The sequence below is a fragment of the Robertmurraya phoenicis genome (assembly GCF_047302285.1).
In the GTDB taxonomy this organism is placed as follows: Bacteria; Bacillota; Bacilli; order Bacillales; family Cytobacillaceae; genus Robertmurraya.
This window is the reverse complement of record NZ_CP154845.1, coordinates 4208186-4227923: the sequence shown is the minus strand read 5'-3', so window position 1 is coordinate 4227923 and position 19738 is coordinate 4208186. Positions and strand designations below refer to the sequence as shown.

Here is a 19738-nt window from a genome sequence, read left to right as displayed (position 1 = left end):
AAAAATAATCAATACGCTAATACCATTTACTAGTCCAGTAGTTGAGCGTTTTATACTCAAATACTGGACATTCGCATTTTTTATCTCTTCTTTATATTTCGAATGATGATTTTACTATGGGGAATACTCGGTATACTGGTCATGCGATAACTTAAGTCTTGGTCGGGAACATCATAATCGAGCCTATTCACTAGAAAATCTAAACTTTTTTTCATTACTTCGATTGTGGCCCACTCACCTGCACAGCGATGTCCCATTAAATATTCACCACCGCCTTGTGGAATGAATTCGAAAGGACTCTCTTCCCATTCTGCGAACCTCCCAGGGTTAAATAAATCAGGATTTGCCCAAATGTCAGGATCGTGGTTGGTTCCATACAGGTCCAATAATGTTAGTGTGTTTTCTTCAAATTTATAGTTTTTCCACATAAAATCTTTTCTTACCAATGCTGCAACGAATGGAAAAAACGGGTAATAGCGACGAACTTCTTGAACAAACATATGTGCGTATTTCCCGTTATCGGATACAAGTTTCTTCCTTTCCTCAGGATGATGATACAAGGCCAACACTATAAAATTAATGAATATAGATATTGCTACAATGGGTCTTAAGATATTAATGACTTCCACTGAAACGGTCTCAGCTTCAAGCAGATTTCCATCTAAACTGCGATGCCATGCAAACCTATGTAAAGCAGTATTTTCAGACGGATGAATTTGTCCTTCCCTTACCTGGTCAACAAGTTGTTGTATCCACTTTTCAACACGATTTCTTGCGTTTCTTCCTTTCCAGTGTTCAGGTCCCATTGCTGAAGGGGACATATACATTGCTTCTAAATCATTCGATAGATTTGTAAATTCATTCTCTGGTGCTGGTACCCCTGCCCATTGGCAAGCAGTCCTGGTCAACATTTCCCGAACTTCTTCATAAAAAATAATCTGATCCTTTTGTTCCCATTTTTCCGTTGCTGTTTCCAACTGCTCAATTACAATTTCCTTTAATCTATTAAGGTTATTAGGGGACATAAGTGCCATAAACAATTCTTTTCGATTTTTATGCATTTCACCATCCAATGTTTGAACGGCTTTCTTGCCAAATAAAGTCTGCTTTAGACGATTAGGTGCTGAACCTTCTCTTTTGAACATTTCAGGGTCATAAAATAATTCTGCGGCTTCTTTTCCTCCCATACAAATTGCTTTTTTTCCAAGTAAACGGGTTTCAAATATATTAGAGTTAAAACTGCGACGCCTATTTAAAATGTACATATATCCTTCCCTTAATAGGCTTAAAGTGTGGTCCATTCCTTCTTCACGAGGATTTGTATTCGTCATAGGATCATCTCCATGTTCAATATGAGTTATTCTATTAGTTTGTAATTACTTTCCTAACTTATACGTAATTTTATCTTGGTCTAATCAATAGAATATGTATCATTTCTTGTATCAGCTACTTACCTATAAGAAGAGATGGGTGGTCAAAGAAGAATCTCTAGAATTTAAATTCATCCACAACTTAACATACTCTCTATTGTTTAAAGCGATGGATATTCCACCGCTTTTTTGTTCCAAGTAAGAATAATCAAATATTATAATGTGCGAATCTGAGTCAATAAGAAATTTTCACCAAAATTCCAATGGATCCTTTTTTAGTTATTATATAATACCAGTATAGGAAATATTTTGACGATCCGTTTCATATACGAAATCTTTGGAAAGACGAGATGATAGTATGAAAAAGAAATTAGTAGCCACTCTTGAACAAGCAAAAAGGTCCACGATCACACTTAGTGACCTAGAAAAGGTAGCAGGACCAGAGAATACGTATGATGATTTTGCAGCGAACGTTCAAACATTAATAGATGAAGGTTTTTTGAACGCTGTAAAAAGTCATGGAGTAAATTGGCGAGGTTTGCCTAATAGTTTCCGCATTCAAAAAGGGAAAGTGAAGCAACCATTAATTGAAGAAATTCAAGAGATGCAATTTAAAGTTCATCCTGTTATTGACTTACGAACCTATTTCTCTTCATCAAAAAAGAAATGGATCGAGGACCAGCCGTGGATTTGGAAGATCAATGAATATTTACAGAAAAATGGATTACCTACAACCTATACGAATAGTTCGGAACGTTCCTATGAATTAATGAAAGACGAGAAATGGATAGATGAAAAGGGTGGAAAATCCATTTTAGAAAAAATAAATCTGCTGAATAAGTTGAAAATATTGAAAACCCCTGATCCTCTCATGTTTGCCTTAAACCCGAGCCAGTTGCTATCGAATCATGGTGTACATAGACACCTCGTTGTCGAAAATAAAGCAACCTATACTGGATTAATCGATAAATTACCAGATACTGATTTTACAACACTTATATATGGTTCAGGTTGGAAAATTGCTTCAAGTGTGAATCAATTAACGAAACAACTTGGGCTTACGAATAGAGAAGTTCATCATGATATCTACTATTTTGGAGATTTAGATTATGAGGGAATTAGTATATTCCATCACCTTCATGAAAAGTATGATGTGAAATTGGCCACCTATTTTTATGAGGCAATAATACGAAAGCCGTTCTACAAAGGGAAAGAAAACCAGACAAGAAATGAGGTAGCGGTTCAGCATTTTTTACAATATTTCAGTAAGGAAGATCAAGAAAAAATTACATCCATGTTCAAAGAAAATGGGTATTATCCTCAAGAAGCGTTAACGAAGGAAGAGTTACATCATATTTGGAGGAACGTATTATGAACACACAGTTGAAAGGGATTACGGAAAATTATCGTGAACGTATGCAGCGATTAGCGTTATTTGACCCGTTATTCCGATTAGAAAATAAACGGGAAAAGGATGAGGATAATAAGCCTATAGATTACTTTGGTTATGGTCTTTTAACTCTTTTATTTTTCTTTGAAAATATGCTAATTCGAAATAAAAAAACAAGCATACATGATTTAGCGCAGTATTTATACGAGTTAAATCGAGGTGAACAATCCCTTTCTCTTGAAGGCTATGAAAAAGTTGCTCGAACAATTGTGGAAACCTTTCGACCACCTAGTGGAAAGCGAAATGAAAAATCCTTTTATAATTGGGAAACAAGGGAATATGAAAATGTACATTACTCGATATTGAAAGCCGATCGAGCGGATGTGAACATGAATACTCAATATTATAAATTAGATGAACAAGGGCTAGAATTGGTCTTTGCGACGAAGGAGTATTTTACTGAGTTTCAGCTATCTATAAATCAATTAGTCTTAAGGAAACAGCTTGAAAAAGGCGAATTTGTAGGAGCGTTACGACAAATCGATGAAATGCACATAGACGTAGAGTCGTTAAGGAATCGAATGACCGTAGTAAAACATGAAATTCAACGAAATATTATATCCGATGAAACGTATGAACGGTATAAACAAATGGTGGAGGATATCAATGCGCGTTTAATGAGAGAGAACGAAGAATTTCGTGAATTACATACATTTGTAAAAGATACGAAGAACCGTTTAGCATACGATATGAACTCGGAAAAAGATCGAAAAGCATATGAACTAATTTTACAGATTGATCGTGAGCTAGGTGAAGTTCACCATATTCATACGATGTTGTTGAAGGAGAGTATTGATTTAAAAACAACGGCCTTACATGCTGCACAAGAAGCGTTATATTATGTAGGGATCGATTCATTTAACTTTAAGCAAGAGATTACCACTCCACTTGTAAGCAAGCCTTTACCTTTAGTCGCATCAAAACGCTTAATTGAACCGTTTCTCACGATCGAGCAAAGTGAGACATGGTCTCCACTCGTTATTTTTTCAGAGCAACGAATTGAAACGCAAGACGGCATTGAACGCACGACTAACTTTGCTGATCTATCAGATGAGGAGCTACAGGAACTGGAAAATGCAAAGGTTCGAAAACGATTTGGGGATATTATGACTTTCGTATTAAAGGTTATGGAAGGAAAAGATTCGATATCTTTAAAAGAAGTGGTAGAACGGATACGTGTAGAAGATGAGGAGTGGTTAAATAGACGGATTTTTTACCAATTTTGGTATGTGATGCATCAACGTTCGCCCATCATGTATGAAAAAACAGATGATGGCAATGAATCATTGTTCGAAGAGGTTTTAGAATTAATTAAAGAGCAATATTCCTATATCGAAGTGGAAGAATTACAAGAGATTATAAAAGCGACGGAGCGCTTTTCCATTCAAAACATGGTGCTGCGTTTAAGAGTAGGTGGAAATGATGGATTATAGACAAGAAGATGTGATAAAGGCCTTTCAAATTTACGCAAAAATTAGTCAAAAAGGATATAGTGAAGGCGATGAACTTCGGTTGTATTTAGCGGAAGACAAAGTGAGAGGTTTGGTCGACCAATTCGCAAAAGAAGTGGATTGTACGATTTTCTCTGTTGGCGAACGCCTCTATTTTGTTCCATTAGCACTTAATTCTCCTTTTCATATTTCTAATGACACGTTGAAGAAAACCTATTTTACTGGAAGAACAGTCAACGCAGATATTTATTTTATGTATGTGACGATCATTATCCTTATTGGAGAATTCTATGATAGCTATCAAACAACCGAGCCAACACGTGATTTCATTTCCATGAGTGACTGGTTGGAGCAAGTCAATGAGCGACTAGAAACATTACAAGCCATTGATGAGGAAGAATTAAAAGAGTTAGAAAAGGAATATGAATACAGCTGGAGCGCCATTATCGGAAAATGGGCGGATATGGATGATTTAAAAGAGACCGCAAAAGCACAAACGGGAAGAACGATTAGTCGACTTAGCTTTCTTCATACGGTGAAAAGATTTTTAGTGGCCCAAGAATTGGTGCAAGACATCGGAAATGATGAATTACAATTAACGGAAAAAGCGAAAGTGATCGTGCAAAGGTATTTTATGGAGTTAGAGTATAACCGGGGTATTTTGGAATTTATCTATTCAATCGATCGACCAAAGGAGGAAGTATAGATGCCTTCGATTTCAAAAATTAGATTCACGAATGTCGTCTATGAAGGTGGGGCAAAACGTTACAATGACGATATGTTCCTTTTTGATAGCCATAATGGAGCGATTTTACTTGAAAATGGCGGAGGAAAGACGGTATTTATCCAGACTGCTATTCAGGCGATTCTCCCCAATGCGGAACTTGCAGAACGTAAAATGAAGGATACTCTTTCATTGGAATCTTCGAGTGCACATATTGCCATTGAATGGATTATCAATGAAAAACCTAGACGTTATGGACTCACCGCAGTTACCTTATTTATGGCGAAAGAAGGAGTAAAGTCATATCGTTACACTTATGAGTATGAAGAGGGGGACAAGCATCGAATAGAGGAACTACCTTTTGTCAGACAGAGCGTAGATAGCAAAGTACGACCGGCAAACCGGGATGAGATGAATGAATATTACACTATGATGAAGTCCTCACACCCATTGAAAGCAAATACATTTGATACGGTAAAGGGCTATCATCAACATTTAGAGGAACGATTTAAAATCATTGCTTCTGAATGGAAAAAAATTGCGGTTATTAATAGCTCAGAAGGTGGAGTGGAGAGTTTTTTTGATGGATGTAAAACGACTTCACAGCTTGTCGACCAGTTACTGATTCCGACAGTAGAAGAAGCGATTGCTGGAAAAGGCTCTACCGATTTCGTCCAAACCTTTGAGAAGCAGCGTGAGCATTTTAAAGCACATAAACGGTTAAGACGAGTGATCGAAGAGAACAAACAAGTTGAAAAGCAAATTGCAAATTATGTGGCTTCCTTTAAACAATTAGACGAAGTTGAAAGACAACTAGAAGAACAAAAAGTGAATGCGAAAGCTCTATATCTTCATACGAAACAAGAGCAAGAAGAGACGAAAGAAACTTTATTAAAAATACAAACGAACATTGAAGATTGGCAAGCTGAGAAGGATGAGTGGGAACGAAAGGAGAAATCCTACTCAATCTCACTATTGGAGCAAAAGAGAGAAACAGCATTCGATAAATATAAAGACGAGAAGGATGAATTTGATCAGCTAGGACATGACGTAAAAGAAAAAAAAGCTCTACTAGCGCAGCTTAGATTTTCGAAGGTGAATACGGAATTAACGAAAAATGAACAACTACACAGCCATTTTGTAGAGCAGTTAAGCTTGCTAGAAAGAGACGAAGAAACGATCGATCTAGAAGAACAATTAGCAGATAATACTGCATTTTTGAAAGGATATTTCCTCAATGCGGAAGAAAAAATTCAAGGGAATATTAAGCAGATAGAGTTTCAACAAGGTAGGAAAAAGGATGAAATTGCTATAGAAGAAAAGGGATTACGTAGTCTCGAAAAGGAGGCAAGAAGCTGGCAACTAAAAGAAACGGATCAAAATGGTAAGAAAGAGTTAGTAGAAAAAGATATGAACGAAATTGCGAAAGAGATTTTGTCTAATCCTCTAAAAGAAAGAGTAGAGGATGAATTTCCAAAATGGGAGCATGATTATCAGAATTATGATAAAGAGATCATCTCTTTTGAAAGTCATATAAAAGAACTGGAGTATGCAAAAAGTGAATTAAAGGAAGCTAGACCGGACGTGCAAAAAGCGTATGAAAAAGCTCGGAATGATGCACAATCGTATAATCAACAAATAAAAGTGATTGACGACCAGCAAAATGAGATTTTAACTGATCTTGCTGTAAGAATGCCTCAATGGCAACATTACAATTCAATTTATGAAAAAGAAGAATCAATTATAGGTCAGCTTGAGGAAAAAGTTGAAAAGCTATCAAAGGAAAAAGAAGATCTATTATTTAAGGAAAGACAAGCAACAAGATTCGCAGATGACTATGAAAACAATACATCGTTCACTGCAGATCCGAAGCTTGAATTGTGGAAAAATCGTTGGCGAAATCAGTTTTCTTATCTTGAGCTAGGGACGGACTTCGTTCAGCAGGCTGCCCGTTCATTGGGAGGAGAAGTGGAGGATTTTCATTCTATTTATCCGTATTGGGCAATTACTTTCATTGTTACTGAAACAGAAATGACGAAATTACGAGAGAAGCTACTTTCTGTTGAAATGGAGATGACGCATCCGGTATTCATCTGCACAGAGGAAGAAGCTCGAAAGCATATTCGCGCCCAAGGGAAATCGAGTGACCAGCACATTTTTCCTCGTATATGGAAAGAAAATCTTTCTAGTGAGAAGTTTAATAACTGGAAAATAGAAGTTCAAAAATTAGCAAATGATTCAAAGGATGAACGAAAGAATAAAGAAATAGAGCTTGAAAACTGGAGAACAGTTTTATCAAAAGTTCGTGAATTTATTATGAAATACCCATATGAGCAGTATGTTGATTTAAAAGAACAGTACAAGGTAACCTTTGAGGAAGAAGCGAAACAAAAAAGGGTATTGCATGAACTAAGTGCACAAATCGAACAGAAAGAAAAAGAGATAAGGGAATACCATAAGCGATTATCCGAGACAAAAGATATCTATAACGGTCTAGAGACAAGAATATCTAAAGGAAGAACTTATTTATCGAAAAAGAAAGATTTCGATTTCTACAAGCAGGAACTTACAAGAATTCGTGAAGAAATGACTGAAGTGACAAAAAAGCTGGATAAGAGCACTAGACTTCATAAAAATCTAAATGAGGAGCTTCATGAATTAGAAGTTGAATTAAATTTGGCCAGGGAACCTTTACATGATTTAAGGGGCGACACTTATTATAAAGAAGTAGTAAATGAGCAACCGAAATTCTCATCTAAAAGCTTGGAACTTTTGGTAAATGAGCGAAAATCGTTTACTAGAAAGTTAGACTACAAGCAAGAGGGAAGAGGATTATTAGAAGAGAAAATAAATACAGTTAAGAATAAACTAGAAGAGTTAGCTGGAGAAATGAACCAACTCGAGCAACAATATGGCATTATTGAGGCAATTGAATTTCCAGCTCACGGGGATGAAGAAATCATACAACTTAGTAAGTCAATTCGAAAATTAGAAGAAACAATTGAGTCATTGAGACCTGAAGTAAATAGACTTTGGGAAGAGTGGAATAAAGTTAAAAGCGAGTATGACCTTCGGAAAGGTGATTTTCTTCAAATATATCAGGAAATTGAAGTGTTTAAAGAGTCTCTAACACAAGTAAAGGAACAGCTTAATGTTGAGAAGAAAAGGTTACGGGAAAGAATTGAATTTTTAACTAAGGAACAAAAAAGATATCAATCTTTGGAGAAGGAGATAGATCAAGCCATCGTAGAATTAGAAAAGCAAGATATGCGTTTTGCCTTTCTACATGAAAGTGTCAGGGAGCGTTTATTAGAAGAGCAAATCAAACATGATTATGCTTATAAGCGAATGGAGATTATTTCGGAGCGAGTGAAAACAATTACCTCTATACAAGATAAAGTGACATCTCTGGAAAAGAGAAGAATTGAAGAAAAATCTCAATTCGTTAAATTCTGTAACAATAACATCATTGACATAAAACTACGAAATACTTGTATTACAGGGATTGAACACAAAACTACTTATGACGATGTGATCGAATGGCAAGTAAAAATGAGCGATCGCATTCATCAAAGTGTAAAAATAGCTGAGGCTGATATGAGGGAGCATGACAAAGAATTACAACAATTCATTTCCCATCTCCATCTTTACTTACAAAACATTGCGGAAGAATTAAGATCGATTCCAAAACAGACGCGTGTTAAAGTAGAGGATAAGACAAAAGACATTTATATCTTCTCTGTCCCAGATTGGGATGAGCAAGAAGGGAAAGAAGCCCTCCGTCATCATATCGATTGGATGGTTATACAATTAGATAAAGATGAATATAGAGACGATGAAGGAAAGGAAGACGAGTCACTTATTCGCAAACAAATTGAAAAATGGCTCCATACGAAACAGCTACTAAAGAATGTGATGAAAGAAAAAGACATCAGCGTAAAGTGCAGAAAAGTGAGCAACGATGGTAAAGTGAGTGGTGCACTGACTAGCTGGGAAAAATCAAATGCTTGGTCTGGTGGAGAAAAATGGAGTAAAAACATGACACTTTTCCTCGGAATCCTGAACTATCTAGCCGAAAAGAGAGTACCGCTCCAAGGAAACCAAAAGCGTCATCGAACAGTCATTGTCGACAATCCATTCGGAAAAGCATCAAGTGATCATGTGCTAGATCCAGTATTTTTTATTGCAGAACAGTTAGGCTTTCAAATCATTGCCTTAACTGCCCATGCTGAAGGAAAGTTCATCCGAAAATACTTCCCTGTTATTTATAGCTGTCGCCTCAGAGAATCGGCAAGCGGAGAAACACAAATCATGACCAAGAATAAAGAAATCCGAACCGCATTCTTTAAAGACAATGACCCTGAGGCCATGGTAAGACTAGGAGAACAGGAACAGATGGCATTGTTTTAAAGGCCAAATTTCTAGCTGGTAAAAAGGCTAAACCACAAAAGAAAAGATTTTTTCACACCCATGCCCTCATGCTGACTTTATGAGGGCATTCTTTTATACGAAAGCTGATGCCTTGTCCTCAAACGAGAAACTAGCAAACGTAAATTAAGCGGAGATTTTCCGATTATATGAAGAATGGAGAGCGTTTTGGGCTGGATAAGCGGAGGATTTCCACTTGTCCAGCCCAAAATCCGATATTTTCACGTTTTTCAAGCCAATAGGCGGAAATTCTCCGTCTATATTAGCTTTTTTAAATGATTTTTTATAAATAAGCGGAATTCTTCCGACTATCGATTAACTCAGGTACTCAAGCTGACCTCTCAACAAAAATAACCCCCTCGTGAAAATCACGAGGGGGTTAACTATATAAATTATTTACCTGCTAATTGAACGTCTTTCTTCTCAGTGTTTTTCACATCGAAGCGGTCAGCGTTCATTACTTTAACCCAAGCAGCAATGAAGTCACGTACGAACTTTTCTTTGTTGTCGTCTTGTGCATAAACTTCAACAAGGGCACGTAGAACAGAGTTTGAACCGAATACTAGGTCAACACCTGTTGCTGTACGTACAAGTTCACCAGTTTGGCGGTTGCGACCTTCAAATACGTCATTACCTACTGGAGCCCATTTAACATTCATGTCAAGCAAGTTAACGAAGAAGTCGTTTGTAAGTGTACCAACACTGTCTGTGAATACGCCGTGCTTAGTTCCACCGAAGTTTGTACCTAGAACGCGCATGCCACCAATAAGGACAGTCATTTCTGGAGCTGTTAGGCCTAGAAGTTGAGCCTTGTCTACTAGTAATTCAGCAGATGCTACACTGTACTGTTGCTTTTGATAGTTGCGGAAACCATCTGCAACAGGCTCAAGTACTGCAAAGCTTTCAACATCTGTTTGTTCTTGAGTTGCATCACCACGTCCTGGAAGGAAAGGAACCGTTACATCAAAGCCTGCATCTTGAGCAGCCTTTTCAACTGCAGCAGTACCACCAAGAACGATTAAGTCAGCTAAGCTAACTTTCTTATCTAAATGACTTTGAATTCCCTCAAGTACAGTTAGAACTTTTTCAAGTTGTTCGGGTTGGTTAACTTCCCAGTTCTTTTGTGGCTCAAGACGGATACGAGCACCATTCGCTCCACCACGCATATCAGAGCCACGGAATGTGCTTGCAGAAGCCCATGCTGTTGTTACTAGCTCACTGATTGTTAGTTCAGAGTCAAGGATTAATGCCTTAATCTTAGCTACTTCTTCTTCAGTTAGGTTATAATCTACTGTTGGAACAGGATCTTGCCAGATGAAGTCTTCTTCTGGAACTTCTGGACCTAAATATCTAGTTTTTGGACCCATGTCACGATGGATTAATTTAAACCAAGCTTTTGCAAATGCATCAGCGAATTCTTCTGGATTTTCATGGAAACGACGAGCAATTTTTTCGTATACTGGATCATTACGTAATGCAAGGTCAGTTGTAAACATAATTGTTGGAACTTTAATAGATGGATCTTCAGCATCTGGAGCAAGGTCTTTCTCAGCTGGGTCTACTGCCATCCATTGATATGCACCTGCTGGGCTCTTTGTAAGCCACCACTCATATCCAAATAATAGATCAAAGTAGCCATTATCCCATTGTGTAGGATTAGCAGTCCAAGCACCTTCAATACCACTAGTGATCGTGTCACGACCTTTACCGCTACCGTAAGAATTTTCCCAACCTAGACCTTGAGCTTCAAGAGGAGCAGCCTCTGGTTCTGGACCTACAAGAGCAGCATCACCGGCACCGTGTGCTTTACCGAAAGTATGTCCACCAGCGATTAACGCAACAGTTTCTTCATCATTCATTCCCATACGGCCGAATGTATCACGAATATCGCGAGCAGCAGCAATTGGATCTGGCTTACCGTTTGGACCTTCTGGGTTTACGTAAATAAGACCCATTTGAACGGCTGCAAGTGGATTTTCGAGCTCACGATCACCTGTGTAACGCTTATCATCTAGCCATTCTTTTTCTACACCCCAGTAGATATCTTCTTCTGGATGCCAAATATCTGGACGACCTGCACCAAATCCGACAGTCTTTAAGCCCATGTCTTCAATCGCTACATTACCTGCTAAAACAATTAAGTCAGCCCAAGAGATTTTGTTACCATATTTTTGCTTAATTGGCCATAATAGGCGACGAGCTTTATCAAGGCTAACGTTATCAGGCCAGCTGTTAAGAGGAGCAAAGCGTTGGCTACCAGCGTTTCCACCGCCACGGCCATCACCAGTACGGTATGTACCTGCAGCATGCCAAGACATACGAATAAATAATGGACCATAATGACCATAGTCAGCTGGCCACCAGTCTTGACTATCCTTCATTACATTTTTTAGATCTTGCTTAAGAGCATCGAAATCTAGTTTCTTAAATTCTTCTGCATAATCAAAGTCTTCTCCCATAGGATTAGATTTTTTATCATGCTGACGTAGAATGTTTAAGTTTAATGCATTTGGCCACCAATCAGTATTTGTTGTACCACTAGTTTTTGGGCTAGTAGCACCTCCATGAAATGGGCAGCCTTCAATGTTAGCATTGTGTTTATTGTCCATTACTCTTCTCTCCTTTAATATATATATATTTATTTATGAATCTAGTCGAAACTAGAACATAATAATAATTATTATTATGTAATTATTATATTAATCTATTTGAAAAAAGAAAAGCAATAACCCTTAAAAAACGAAAAAAATATTAAAAAACTAGTAATGACAAGGGACGGGATTAGTATAAATTACTAACTGATTTCGGGAATAATGAGGTAATTAAGTTGAAACAAACTTAATATATTCTCAAAATAATGAGAATGAAAAGGTTTAATATGAAATTGAATCTTTTTATCTATCGATATATGTAGGAAGGGAAATTATAACCATTTGGAAAAGTTCCCCTCTTTATGATAGTCCATTCAAGGTCGTAACTCAACAACTAAACTAGTCTTAGAGAAAGAATTCATTTAAATTTCAAAATTACATATTACGGTAAAAAACAGGATTTAAATACGAGTTGACAGGTAGGAATAATATGGTTTATGCTTTGAATAATTCATTTTCGGAAAAATAAATAGGGGGGATAGCCATGAATGAAAAATTCCCAGTTATGGAGGGAGCTGAATCCTTTTTTCTAAAAGGAAACCAGATTGGATTATTGCTTTCACATGGATTTATGGGAACTCCTCAAAGCGTTCAATATTTAGGGGAGAAATTTTCAGAGTTAGGGTATTCGGTCTATGCACCAAGACTAACAGGACATGGTACGGATTATCAGGATTTGGAGAAAGCAACATACTTAGATTGGTTCACTGAGCTCGAAAAAGGATACCATTTTTTAAAAGAACATTGTTCGACTATCTTTGTGATGGGGCAATCAATGGGTGGAACTTTAACTCTCTGGCTCGCCAATAAATATAAGGAAATAAACGGGATCATGCTGATTAATCCGGCATTGACTCTACCAAGTTATGAAAAATGGAGCGGAAAACAGGAGCCGAAATATCTTGATGAGACAGCACCAGACATTAAGTTAGAAGGTGTCCATGAAATCACCTATCCGAAAGTTCCTCTTAAAGCGATCCATCAACTACAAGATTTAATGAAGAAAACACCTGAGAAGCTATCAACAATCACGACTCCATTACTAGCTTTTAAATCATCGATTGATCATGTTGTGCCACCAGAAAATACGAATTATATATATGAAAAGATTGGTTCCGTTGAGAAGGAAGTGGTCACCTTGCATAATTCTTATCACGTTGCTTCGATGGACCATGATCGTGACGAGATTATTCTTCTAACGCATCACTATATTCAAGGGAAAATAACAGAAAGAGTGAAAAGGTTGTCTTAAGGGAAAAGACCACCTTTTTTTAAAAAAGTAATTCAGACTTTACCAATAGGTTTTAATGTATTATAGTAATGAATGTTGTTTATTAATACATAAGGAGGAGACCAATTTGAATACGGTTCTTGTTATCGTCAATATTGCTATTCTTTTAGCACTTATTATCGGTTTATATATCATGCAAAAGAAACACGTGACATTCTCAAAACGAGTTTTCGCAGGGCTTGGTCTAGGTATTTTATTTGGTATCATTATTCATCTTATTTACGGTACATCATCTGAAGTAACGGATACAACGATACAGTGGTTTAATATCGTTGGTTCGGGTTATGTTAGCTTGCTTCAAATGATTGTCATGCCGTTAGTATTTATTTCTATCGTTGCGGCATTTACGAAAGTAAAGGTTTCAAAAAATCTTGGTAAAATTAGTTTTTACGGAATCGGAATTTTACTGGTTACAACAGGGATTGCAGCTGCAATTGGAATCGGAGCAGCTCTTGGATTCGGTTTAGAGGGTGTTCAATTGCAAGCAGGAGATGCTGAGAATGCACGCATTGAATCACTTTCAGAGCGAGTGGCAACAGTTGAAGGGATGACCATTCCACAACAAATTCTTTCATTTATTCCTACTAATCCATTTGCGGATTTAGCAGGTTCTCGTTCTACTTCAACGATTGCAGTCGTTATTTTTGCATCATTTATCGGAATTGCCTACTTAGGGGTTAGACGAAAGCAACCTGAACAAGCAGAGTTGTTTGCAAAAATTGTAGATTCGTTCTACGCGATTGTGATGCGTATCGTAACATTAATTTTACGTTTAACGCCATATGGAGTATTAGCATTAATGACAAAAGTGGCGGCAACAAGTGATTACGCGGCGATTGTGAATTTAGGAAAATTTGTGGTTGCCTCTTATGTAGCACTTATCGCGATGTTCCTTGTCCACTTATTAATGATTAGTTTTGCAAAGTTAAGTCCAGCTACATTTGTGAAAAAAGGATTGCCAGCTTTAACATTTGCCTTTACTTCTCGTTCAAGTGCAGGTACTTTACCACTAAACATTAAAACACAAACAGATGGTTTCGGTGTATCTCAAGGGGTAGCTAATTTTGTTGGACCATTCAGTTTAACGATTGGGCAAAATGGATGTGCGGGTATCTATCCAGCGATGCTAGCGGTTATGGTCGCACCAACAGTTGGGATTAATCCATTAGATCCTGGATTTATCATCTCTTTAATTCTCGTCGTGATTATTGGCTCATTTGGTGTTGCAGGTGTAGGTGGTGGAGCGACATTCGCTTCTCTAATCGTACTTTCAGTATTAAACCTACCTGTAGCCATTGTCGGTCTATTAATTTCAGTTGAACCACTTATCGATATGGGTCGTACCGCTTTAAATGTAAGTGGTAGTATGACTTCTGGTGTTCTAACTGGAAAAATCACTGGTGAATTTGATGAAAAAGTATACAACGAAAAAGGCGGCTTAGACGAAGTAGTCGAAGCATAAGTCAAATAGGAGAGGAAAGGCGGAAATAAACTGCCTTTCCTTTTTTTTTATAAAAAATCAACTGGTGTTAAACTATAGAAGAGAAAGGAGTTTTGTAACGAGTGAAAACGGTCCAATTAATTTTAGATGAAATACAAGGCGTGATGATGAACGTAGATGAACATAAATTAGAAGAGTGTGCTTCCATTTTAGCTGGAGATAAAAGGGTCTTCGTCATCGGTGAGGGAAGATCAGGATTTATGGCCAAATCATTTGCGATGAGATTAATGCATTTAGGAGCAAACACCTGTGTTGTGGGAGAAACGACTACCCCCTCAATTGAAACGGGAGATATTTTAGTAGCCGTTTCGGGTTCTGGTAAGACGAAAAGTGTTGTTTGGACCGCGGAAAAAGCGAAATCACTTGGATGTGAAGTGGTTGCTATCACAACGGATCCAAATTCTGAGCTAGCATCTTATGCATCATTTATAGTTGTCGTCCCAGCTGCGACAAAGTATCGTACGAATGACGGAGCAGAATCAATTCAGCCCTTAGGGTCGCTATTTGATCAAAGTGTTCATATTTTATTGGATGCAGTCTGCTTTCTATATTCAAAGGTAATTCAAGCTGATAATGATGAGACATTTAGGCGTCATAGTAATCTTGAATAGAATAAGTAGCGAAAGGCCATGTTCACATATATTAAAAGTGGCAAAGGCTTATCGGGAAATCTTTTACTAGATGCAGTTAGTAAAGCGGTAGCTTCCATTGTTGAAATGGCAGGTGGTACACCAAAACAAACGGCTGAAGCAATGGCGATTACGTTGAAAAACATGCTTGGACTTGTATGTGATCCGGTTGCAGGACTTGTTGAGGTAAGTGGTCTAATTTCGTAAACGCTCTTTTCTATTATGACCTACAAAATCCAACCCAAAACAGTACACCTTCCTCAATTTAACATATAATGCTCAAGAAACAACATAAATTGAGGAGGTTTAAGGATGTATTATTATGCCCACCCTTATGTAAATCCTTATCCATACGGATATCCGCCTGTTCCTTATCCACATCAACAAGAAGATATGGATCGCCAGCCCTCAGATTTAGGGAGATGGTGGCAAGTGGAAGAAGGAGTTTGGAGTGCCGTCTGGACTCGTAGAGGAAACAGCAATGTCTTTGATGCGAAATGGACGAGACAAGGAGCAACACCGATCACAGCTGTGATGACTATGAATGTGTTTGACAGATTTGTAAGCATTTCTCGTCGAAACAGTAGTGACGGAAACAACTGTCAATACGTTGGAATTATGGAAGGTGACAGAGTAAGAGGAACGAGTGTATGCAATCGTGGTGGAGGCTCTTGGAGTGCAATCATTCACAGAAGACCAGTGGCACCAAGCTTAGGAAGAAGATGGGAAGTGCAAGAAGGTGGTTGGCGTGGTGTATGGACACGCCGAGGAAACAGCAACACCTTTGATGCAAGATGGACCAGACAAGGGGCAACTCCAATTACTGCCGTATTAACAATGTCCCAAGACGGTAATAATATCCGGATCTTAAGAAGAAACAGCAGTGACGGCAATAATTGCGAATACAATGGTCAAATGGATGGAAGAACCGCTAACGGAACATTCACCTGCAACCAAGGTGGAGGCAACTGGACAGCGAGTATTAGTTAGTGGATATAGGTATAGATGCCCCCGTGGAAGTTTTCCTGGGGTATCTAAACAAAAATGACCTATCGTTGGTTTCTACACAGAAGTCCCTCACTTCTCTACCTCGGTAAGAATTATGACCGTCGCGTTCACGATACGATGTGTTCGAAGACATCTTCTATCGTATTTTGAAGGAGACTATGGATAAAGGATTGTTCTCTGCTAATCTTATATTCTTAGATTCCACACATGTAAAAGCCAGTGCTAATAAACGCAAGTATGATAAGAAAGTCGTTCGTAAGGAAACCAGGCGCCAAGAGCGGAAATCAACGTATTTTAACTGTAATTCCATCAAAAAATGACAAAAGACATAGAGAGGGAGTCCTCTCTATGATTTTTGTCGATAATCTGAATTTCTATATATTAGCAACTCTATATAAAATTAACTATGATATAATTTGTTATATTATTCTACCAATATAAGACCACTCATGAAAGTAAGCGGATTCATTTAAGGGTGCTCTTTTATTTTTAAATGAACTTATTTGAAGGGTTAAACATGAAAGCTATCCTGTTGTCACTAGATTAGGTAAAGTTTTTGAAAAAACCAGGAGGAAAATCATGATTAAAGTGGTTATTGCTGATGATGAAGAGAAAGTATGTCAACTGATTATGAATTTGGTAAATTGGGAACCTCTTGATATGCAAGTTGTTGGGGTTGCACATAATGGGATCGAGGCACTCAATAAGGTAACAGAATGTAAACCTGATTTAATCATAACTGATATTCGAATGCCTGGGTGTGACGGATTGGAATTGATCCGCCTTGCCAAAAAGGTTAAAGAGGACTTGGACTTTATCGTTATTAGTGGCTACCGTCATTTTGAATATGCACAAAATGCGATTAAATATGGTGTAGGTGATTATCTTTTAAAGCCGATTAAGAAGGATGAGCTCACAACTGCACTCGGTAAAATGAAAAATCGATTTTTGAGTCGTACGGAACAGCTTGATAATGTGGAACGCTTAAGGAATAGACTGAAAAGTGATTCAGATAAATTGCGTAATAATTTTTTTACAGAAATCCTATTGAATAAAAATACGGTTGTACATGATCTGACCATTAACCAAATGAATGATACTTATCACTTCTCTTTTCGTGAGGGTCTTTTTCAGGTATTTATGGTAAAAATTGATTGTAGTTTGGATGATCAATACAAACAAGCGATAGAAATTTTAGAAGAGAAGACTATACAAATTATTAACAACCGCTTAAAGGATTATTGTATTGATCTTTGGGCGTATGGAAGTGATAGCTATCTATATTGTGTACTCAATTATGAACCTAGTTTAAAGAAAACGATAAGGATGCAATTAAAAATCGTCTTGGATGAGTTGATTACACAAGAGGCGGCCTTTGCACAGTTTAGGTTTACGGTTGGTGCAGGATCTGCTTTAGAGGATATTAATCGGTTACAAGATACATATAAAGAGGCTAGATTGGGGATTATGCAAAGGCTGGTCCTTGGACCGGGTAAATTAATTGAAGATATCATTCCGACTAAAACCTCACAAAAAGCGAATAAATTATTAGCGGAATTGAATAAGCCGATGGGAGTGGCGATAGAAGTACTAGATAAAGATTCTTTACTGAACTGGATTGAGAATCTTAAGGTTCAAGTCAAGTCGTATGAAGAGTTACAGGGTGAGACCATTTTCTCTATCGTAGAACAAGTATGGGAAATGTATTTACTTCATCTTCGGAATCATCAACTTAATATCCATTTAGATGAAAAATTTAATGATACACTTCCTACTCAAGCGAACCATTGCAGCACGATTGAGCAATTGTTTCATTATTTAACAAAATTGATTAGTGAGTCATTAGAGAAGATTATTGAGGACAAAAAGCAAGAAGAGACAAAACCAATTCGAATTGCGAAACAATATATACAAGAAAATTACATGAATACGATAAGTCTTGAGAATATTAGTAATTTAGTAGGGTTTAACCCTTCCTATTTCAGTACTCTTTTTAAGAAAGTAAGCGGCAGTAATTTTGTTGACTATCATGCTGAGATCCGCATTAATAAGGCAAAAGAACTGTTGCGGGAGACAAACTCTAGCATTGCGCTCATATGCAATCAGGTAGGATATCAGGACATAAAGCATTTTACAAAAATTTTTAAAAAGAAAACAGGGTTGAAGCCAAATGAATTCCGAAAGTTATACTCTTAATAAGTTTGTGATGATGAAATTGAAGAAGTTACGTTATATTACCTTTCGTGTCGGTTTATTATTAATAGTCATCTTTAGTTTAATGTTTATTCTTCTAATCACTTGTACGATTCTATCCATACAAGAAGGAAGGATTTTCATTTTTTGTATGATTGGATATATGGTGATGGGACTACTTTTGTATGTGTTTTATAAGTATATTTTTATCCCATATAAACAAGGTTCGAAAATTCTACATTTGTTTGTTACCGGTTATACTATTCATGACCTTTTTGAACAACGTATTCTAATAAGTCCGGAAATTGAGGAAGTGACGAACAAAGTTCAGGAGATTATGGACAAAGGTGAGATGTTCCAAGCATCAAAAAAACATGCACAGTATTGGGCATTGCAGAATCAGATTAATCCACATTTCTTATACAATGCGCTTGAGGGTATTCGAGGTGAAACGTTAAATGCAGGGTTAGAAAATGTGGCAAAAATGACAGAAGCGTTGGCGACTTATTTTCGTTACACAATTTCTAATATGGAAAACTTGGTTACCCTTGAAGACGAACTCATGAATGTTAACAATTATTATATTATCCAAAAATATCGCTTTGGTGCTCGGATCCGTTTAGAAGTCGACTATGATTTGAGTAATGAGAAGGAAATCATGATGTATAAAGTCCCTAAACTTACATTACAACCGATTGTAGAGAATGCGATTTACCATGGAATTGAGCGTAATATTAAGAACGGTGAACTTCGTATTAAAGTAGAGCCAACAGCTAAAAGACTAATTATTACCATTTCGGATAATGGCATGGGTATGAGTGAAGAACGCTTAAAGGAGATTAATAACAAGCTTTATGGCACATCTTTCAATTCTCTTCATAACGACAGTAAAGCAAACGGTGGGATTGCGTTGGTAAATGTGAACAATCGCATAAAACTTCTTTTTGGTGAGGAATATGGGATTTGTCTATATAGTGCTATGGGTGTAGGAACAGACGTTGAAATCACATTGCCACTTTTAAAGAGATAAGAAAAAGGGGAA

At 37.3% G+C, this 19738-nt stretch carries 12 protein-coding genes and 2 pseudogenes; 12 read left to right on the top strand and 2 right to left on the bottom strand.

Annotation, left to right across the window (positions count from 1 at the left end):
- Positions 1 to 80: 80 nt before the first annotated feature.
- The gene (locus AA0X71_RS21140) at positions 81 to 1331 is read right to left on the bottom strand and encodes a cytochrome P450 (RefSeq protein WP_413357239.1); all 1251 of its coding nucleotides are present in this window, start codon (positions 1329 to 1331) and stop codon (positions 81 to 83) included.
- Between the two features lie 397 nt (positions 1332 to 1728).
- Here AA0X71_RS21140 and AA0X71_RS21135 point away from each other — a divergent pair, with 397 nt between their 5' ends.
- From AA0X71_RS21135 to AA0X71_RS21120, 4 genes are read left to right on the top strand one after another with little or no spacing between them, the layout of a single operon-like run.
- Positions 1729 to 2745 (top strand): Wadjet anti-phage system protein JetD domain-containing protein, encoded by a 1017-nt coding sequence (locus tag AA0X71_RS21135; RefSeq protein WP_413357238.1) that lies wholly within the window; start codon positions 1729 to 1731, stop codon positions 2743 to 2745.
- Entirely contained in the window at positions 2742 to 4253 is a 1512-nt protein-coding gene (locus tag AA0X71_RS21130) for a replicative DNA helicase (protein WP_413357237.1), read from the top strand. The genes AA0X71_RS21135 and AA0X71_RS21130 overlap by 4 nt, the downstream gene beginning before the upstream one ends.
- Complete coding sequence (locus AA0X71_RS21125) at positions 4243 to 4977, top strand: DUF6063 family protein (RefSeq protein WP_413357236.1); 735 nt, start codon at positions 4243 to 4245, stop codon at positions 4975 to 4977. Before AA0X71_RS21130 ends, AA0X71_RS21125 begins: the two co-directional genes overlap by 11 nt.
- The gene (locus AA0X71_RS21120; protein WP_413357235.1) at positions 4978 to 9405 is read left to right on the top strand and encodes a hypothetical protein; all 4428 of its coding nucleotides are present in this window, start codon (positions 4978 to 4980) and stop codon (positions 9403 to 9405) included.
- A 410-nt stretch (positions 9406 to 9815) separates the two neighbouring features.
- Here AA0X71_RS21120 and katG read toward each other — a convergent pair whose 3' ends face one another.
- Positions 9816 to 12032, bottom strand: coding sequence for a catalase/peroxidase HPI (katG, locus tag AA0X71_RS21115; protein WP_413357234.1), 2217 nt, complete (start codon positions 12030 to 12032; stop codon positions 9816 to 9818).
- Between the two features lie 526 nt (positions 12033 to 12558).
- Here katG and AA0X71_RS21110 point away from each other — a divergent pair.
- From AA0X71_RS21110 to AA0X71_RS21075, 8 genes and pseudogenes are all read left to right on the top strand, one after another.
- Positions 12559 to 13326 (top strand): alpha/beta hydrolase, encoded by a 768-nt coding sequence (locus AA0X71_RS21110; protein ID WP_413357233.1) that lies wholly within the window; start codon positions 12559 to 12561, stop codon positions 13324 to 13326.
- A 106-nt stretch (positions 13327 to 13432) separates the two neighbouring features.
- Positions 13433 to 14827 (top strand): L-cystine transporter, encoded by a 1395-nt coding sequence (locus AA0X71_RS21105; RefSeq protein WP_413357232.1) that lies wholly within the window; start codon positions 13433 to 13435, stop codon positions 14825 to 14827.
- Between the two features lie 101 nt (positions 14828 to 14928).
- On the top strand, positions 14929 to 15477 hold the full coding sequence (gene hxlB / locus AA0X71_RS21100) for a 6-phospho-3-hexuloisomerase (RefSeq protein ID WP_413357231.1): 549 nt from the start codon (positions 14929 to 14931) through the stop codon (positions 15475 to 15477).
- Between the two features lie 84 nt (positions 15478 to 15561).
- A pseudogene (locus AA0X71_RS21095) lies at positions 15562 to 15684 on the top strand (L-serine ammonia-lyase, iron-sulfur-dependent, subunit alpha); the annotation flags it as partial.
- A 123-nt stretch (positions 15685 to 15807) separates the two neighbouring features.
- Entirely contained in the window at positions 15808 to 16485 is a 678-nt protein-coding gene (locus AA0X71_RS21090; RefSeq protein ID WP_413357230.1) for a hypothetical protein, read from the top strand.
- Between the two features lie 67 nt (positions 16486 to 16552).
- Positions 16553 to 16787, top strand: a pseudogene (locus AA0X71_RS21085) (IS5/IS1182 family transposase); the annotation flags it as partial.
- A gap of 295 nt (positions 16788 to 17082) precedes the next feature.
- Positions 17083 to 18699, top strand: coding sequence for a response regulator (locus tag AA0X71_RS21080; RefSeq protein ID WP_413357229.1), 1617 nt, complete (start codon positions 17083 to 17085; stop codon positions 18697 to 18699).
- The gene (locus AA0X71_RS21075) at positions 18674 to 19726 is read left to right on the top strand and encodes a sensor histidine kinase (RefSeq protein ID WP_413357228.1); all 1053 of its coding nucleotides are present in this window, start codon (positions 18674 to 18676) and stop codon (positions 19724 to 19726) included. The genes AA0X71_RS21080 and AA0X71_RS21075 overlap by 26 nt, the downstream gene beginning before the upstream one ends.
- Positions 19727 to 19738: the final 12 nt, after the last annotated feature.

What these genes read in the sequence shown, in the direction of transcription:
- AA0X71_RS21125 (WP_413357236.1), top strand. Translation starts at nt 4,243, where the DNA reads ATGGATTATAGACAAGAAGATGTGATAAAGGCCTTTCAAATTTACGCA.
- AA0X71_RS21130 (WP_413357237.1), top strand. Translation starts at nt 2,742, where the DNA reads ATGAACACACAGTTGAAAGGGATTACGGAAAATTATCGTGAACGTATG.
- AA0X71_RS21120 (WP_413357235.1), top strand. Translation starts at nt 4,978, where the DNA reads ATGCCTTCGATTTCAAAAATTAGATTCACGAATGTCGTCTATGAAGGT.
- AA0X71_RS21080 (WP_413357229.1), top strand. Translation starts at nt 17,083, where the DNA reads ATGATTAAAGTGGTTATTGCTGATGATGAAGAGAAAGTATGTCAACTG.
- AA0X71_RS21135 (WP_413357238.1), top strand. Translation starts at nt 1,729, where the DNA reads ATGAAAAAGAAATTAGTAGCCACTCTTGAACAAGCAAAAAGGTCCACG.
- AA0X71_RS21140 (WP_413357239.1), bottom strand. Translation starts at nt 1,331, where the DNA reads ATGACGAATACAAATCCTCGTGAAGAAGGAATGGACCACACTTTAAGC.
- AA0X71_RS21075 (WP_413357228.1), top strand. Translation starts at nt 18,674, where the DNA reads ATGAATTCCGAAAGTTATACTCTTAATAAGTTTGTGATGATGAAATTG.
- AA0X71_RS21090 (WP_413357230.1), top strand. Translation starts at nt 15,808, where the DNA reads ATGTATTATTATGCCCACCCTTATGTAAATCCTTATCCATACGGATAT.
- AA0X71_RS21110 (WP_413357233.1), top strand. Translation starts at nt 12,559, where the DNA reads ATGAATGAAAAATTCCCAGTTATGGAGGGAGCTGAATCCTTTTTTCTA.
- katG (WP_413357234.1), bottom strand. Translation starts at nt 12,032, where the DNA reads ATGGACAATAAACACAATGCTAACATTGAAGGCTGCCCATTTCATGGA.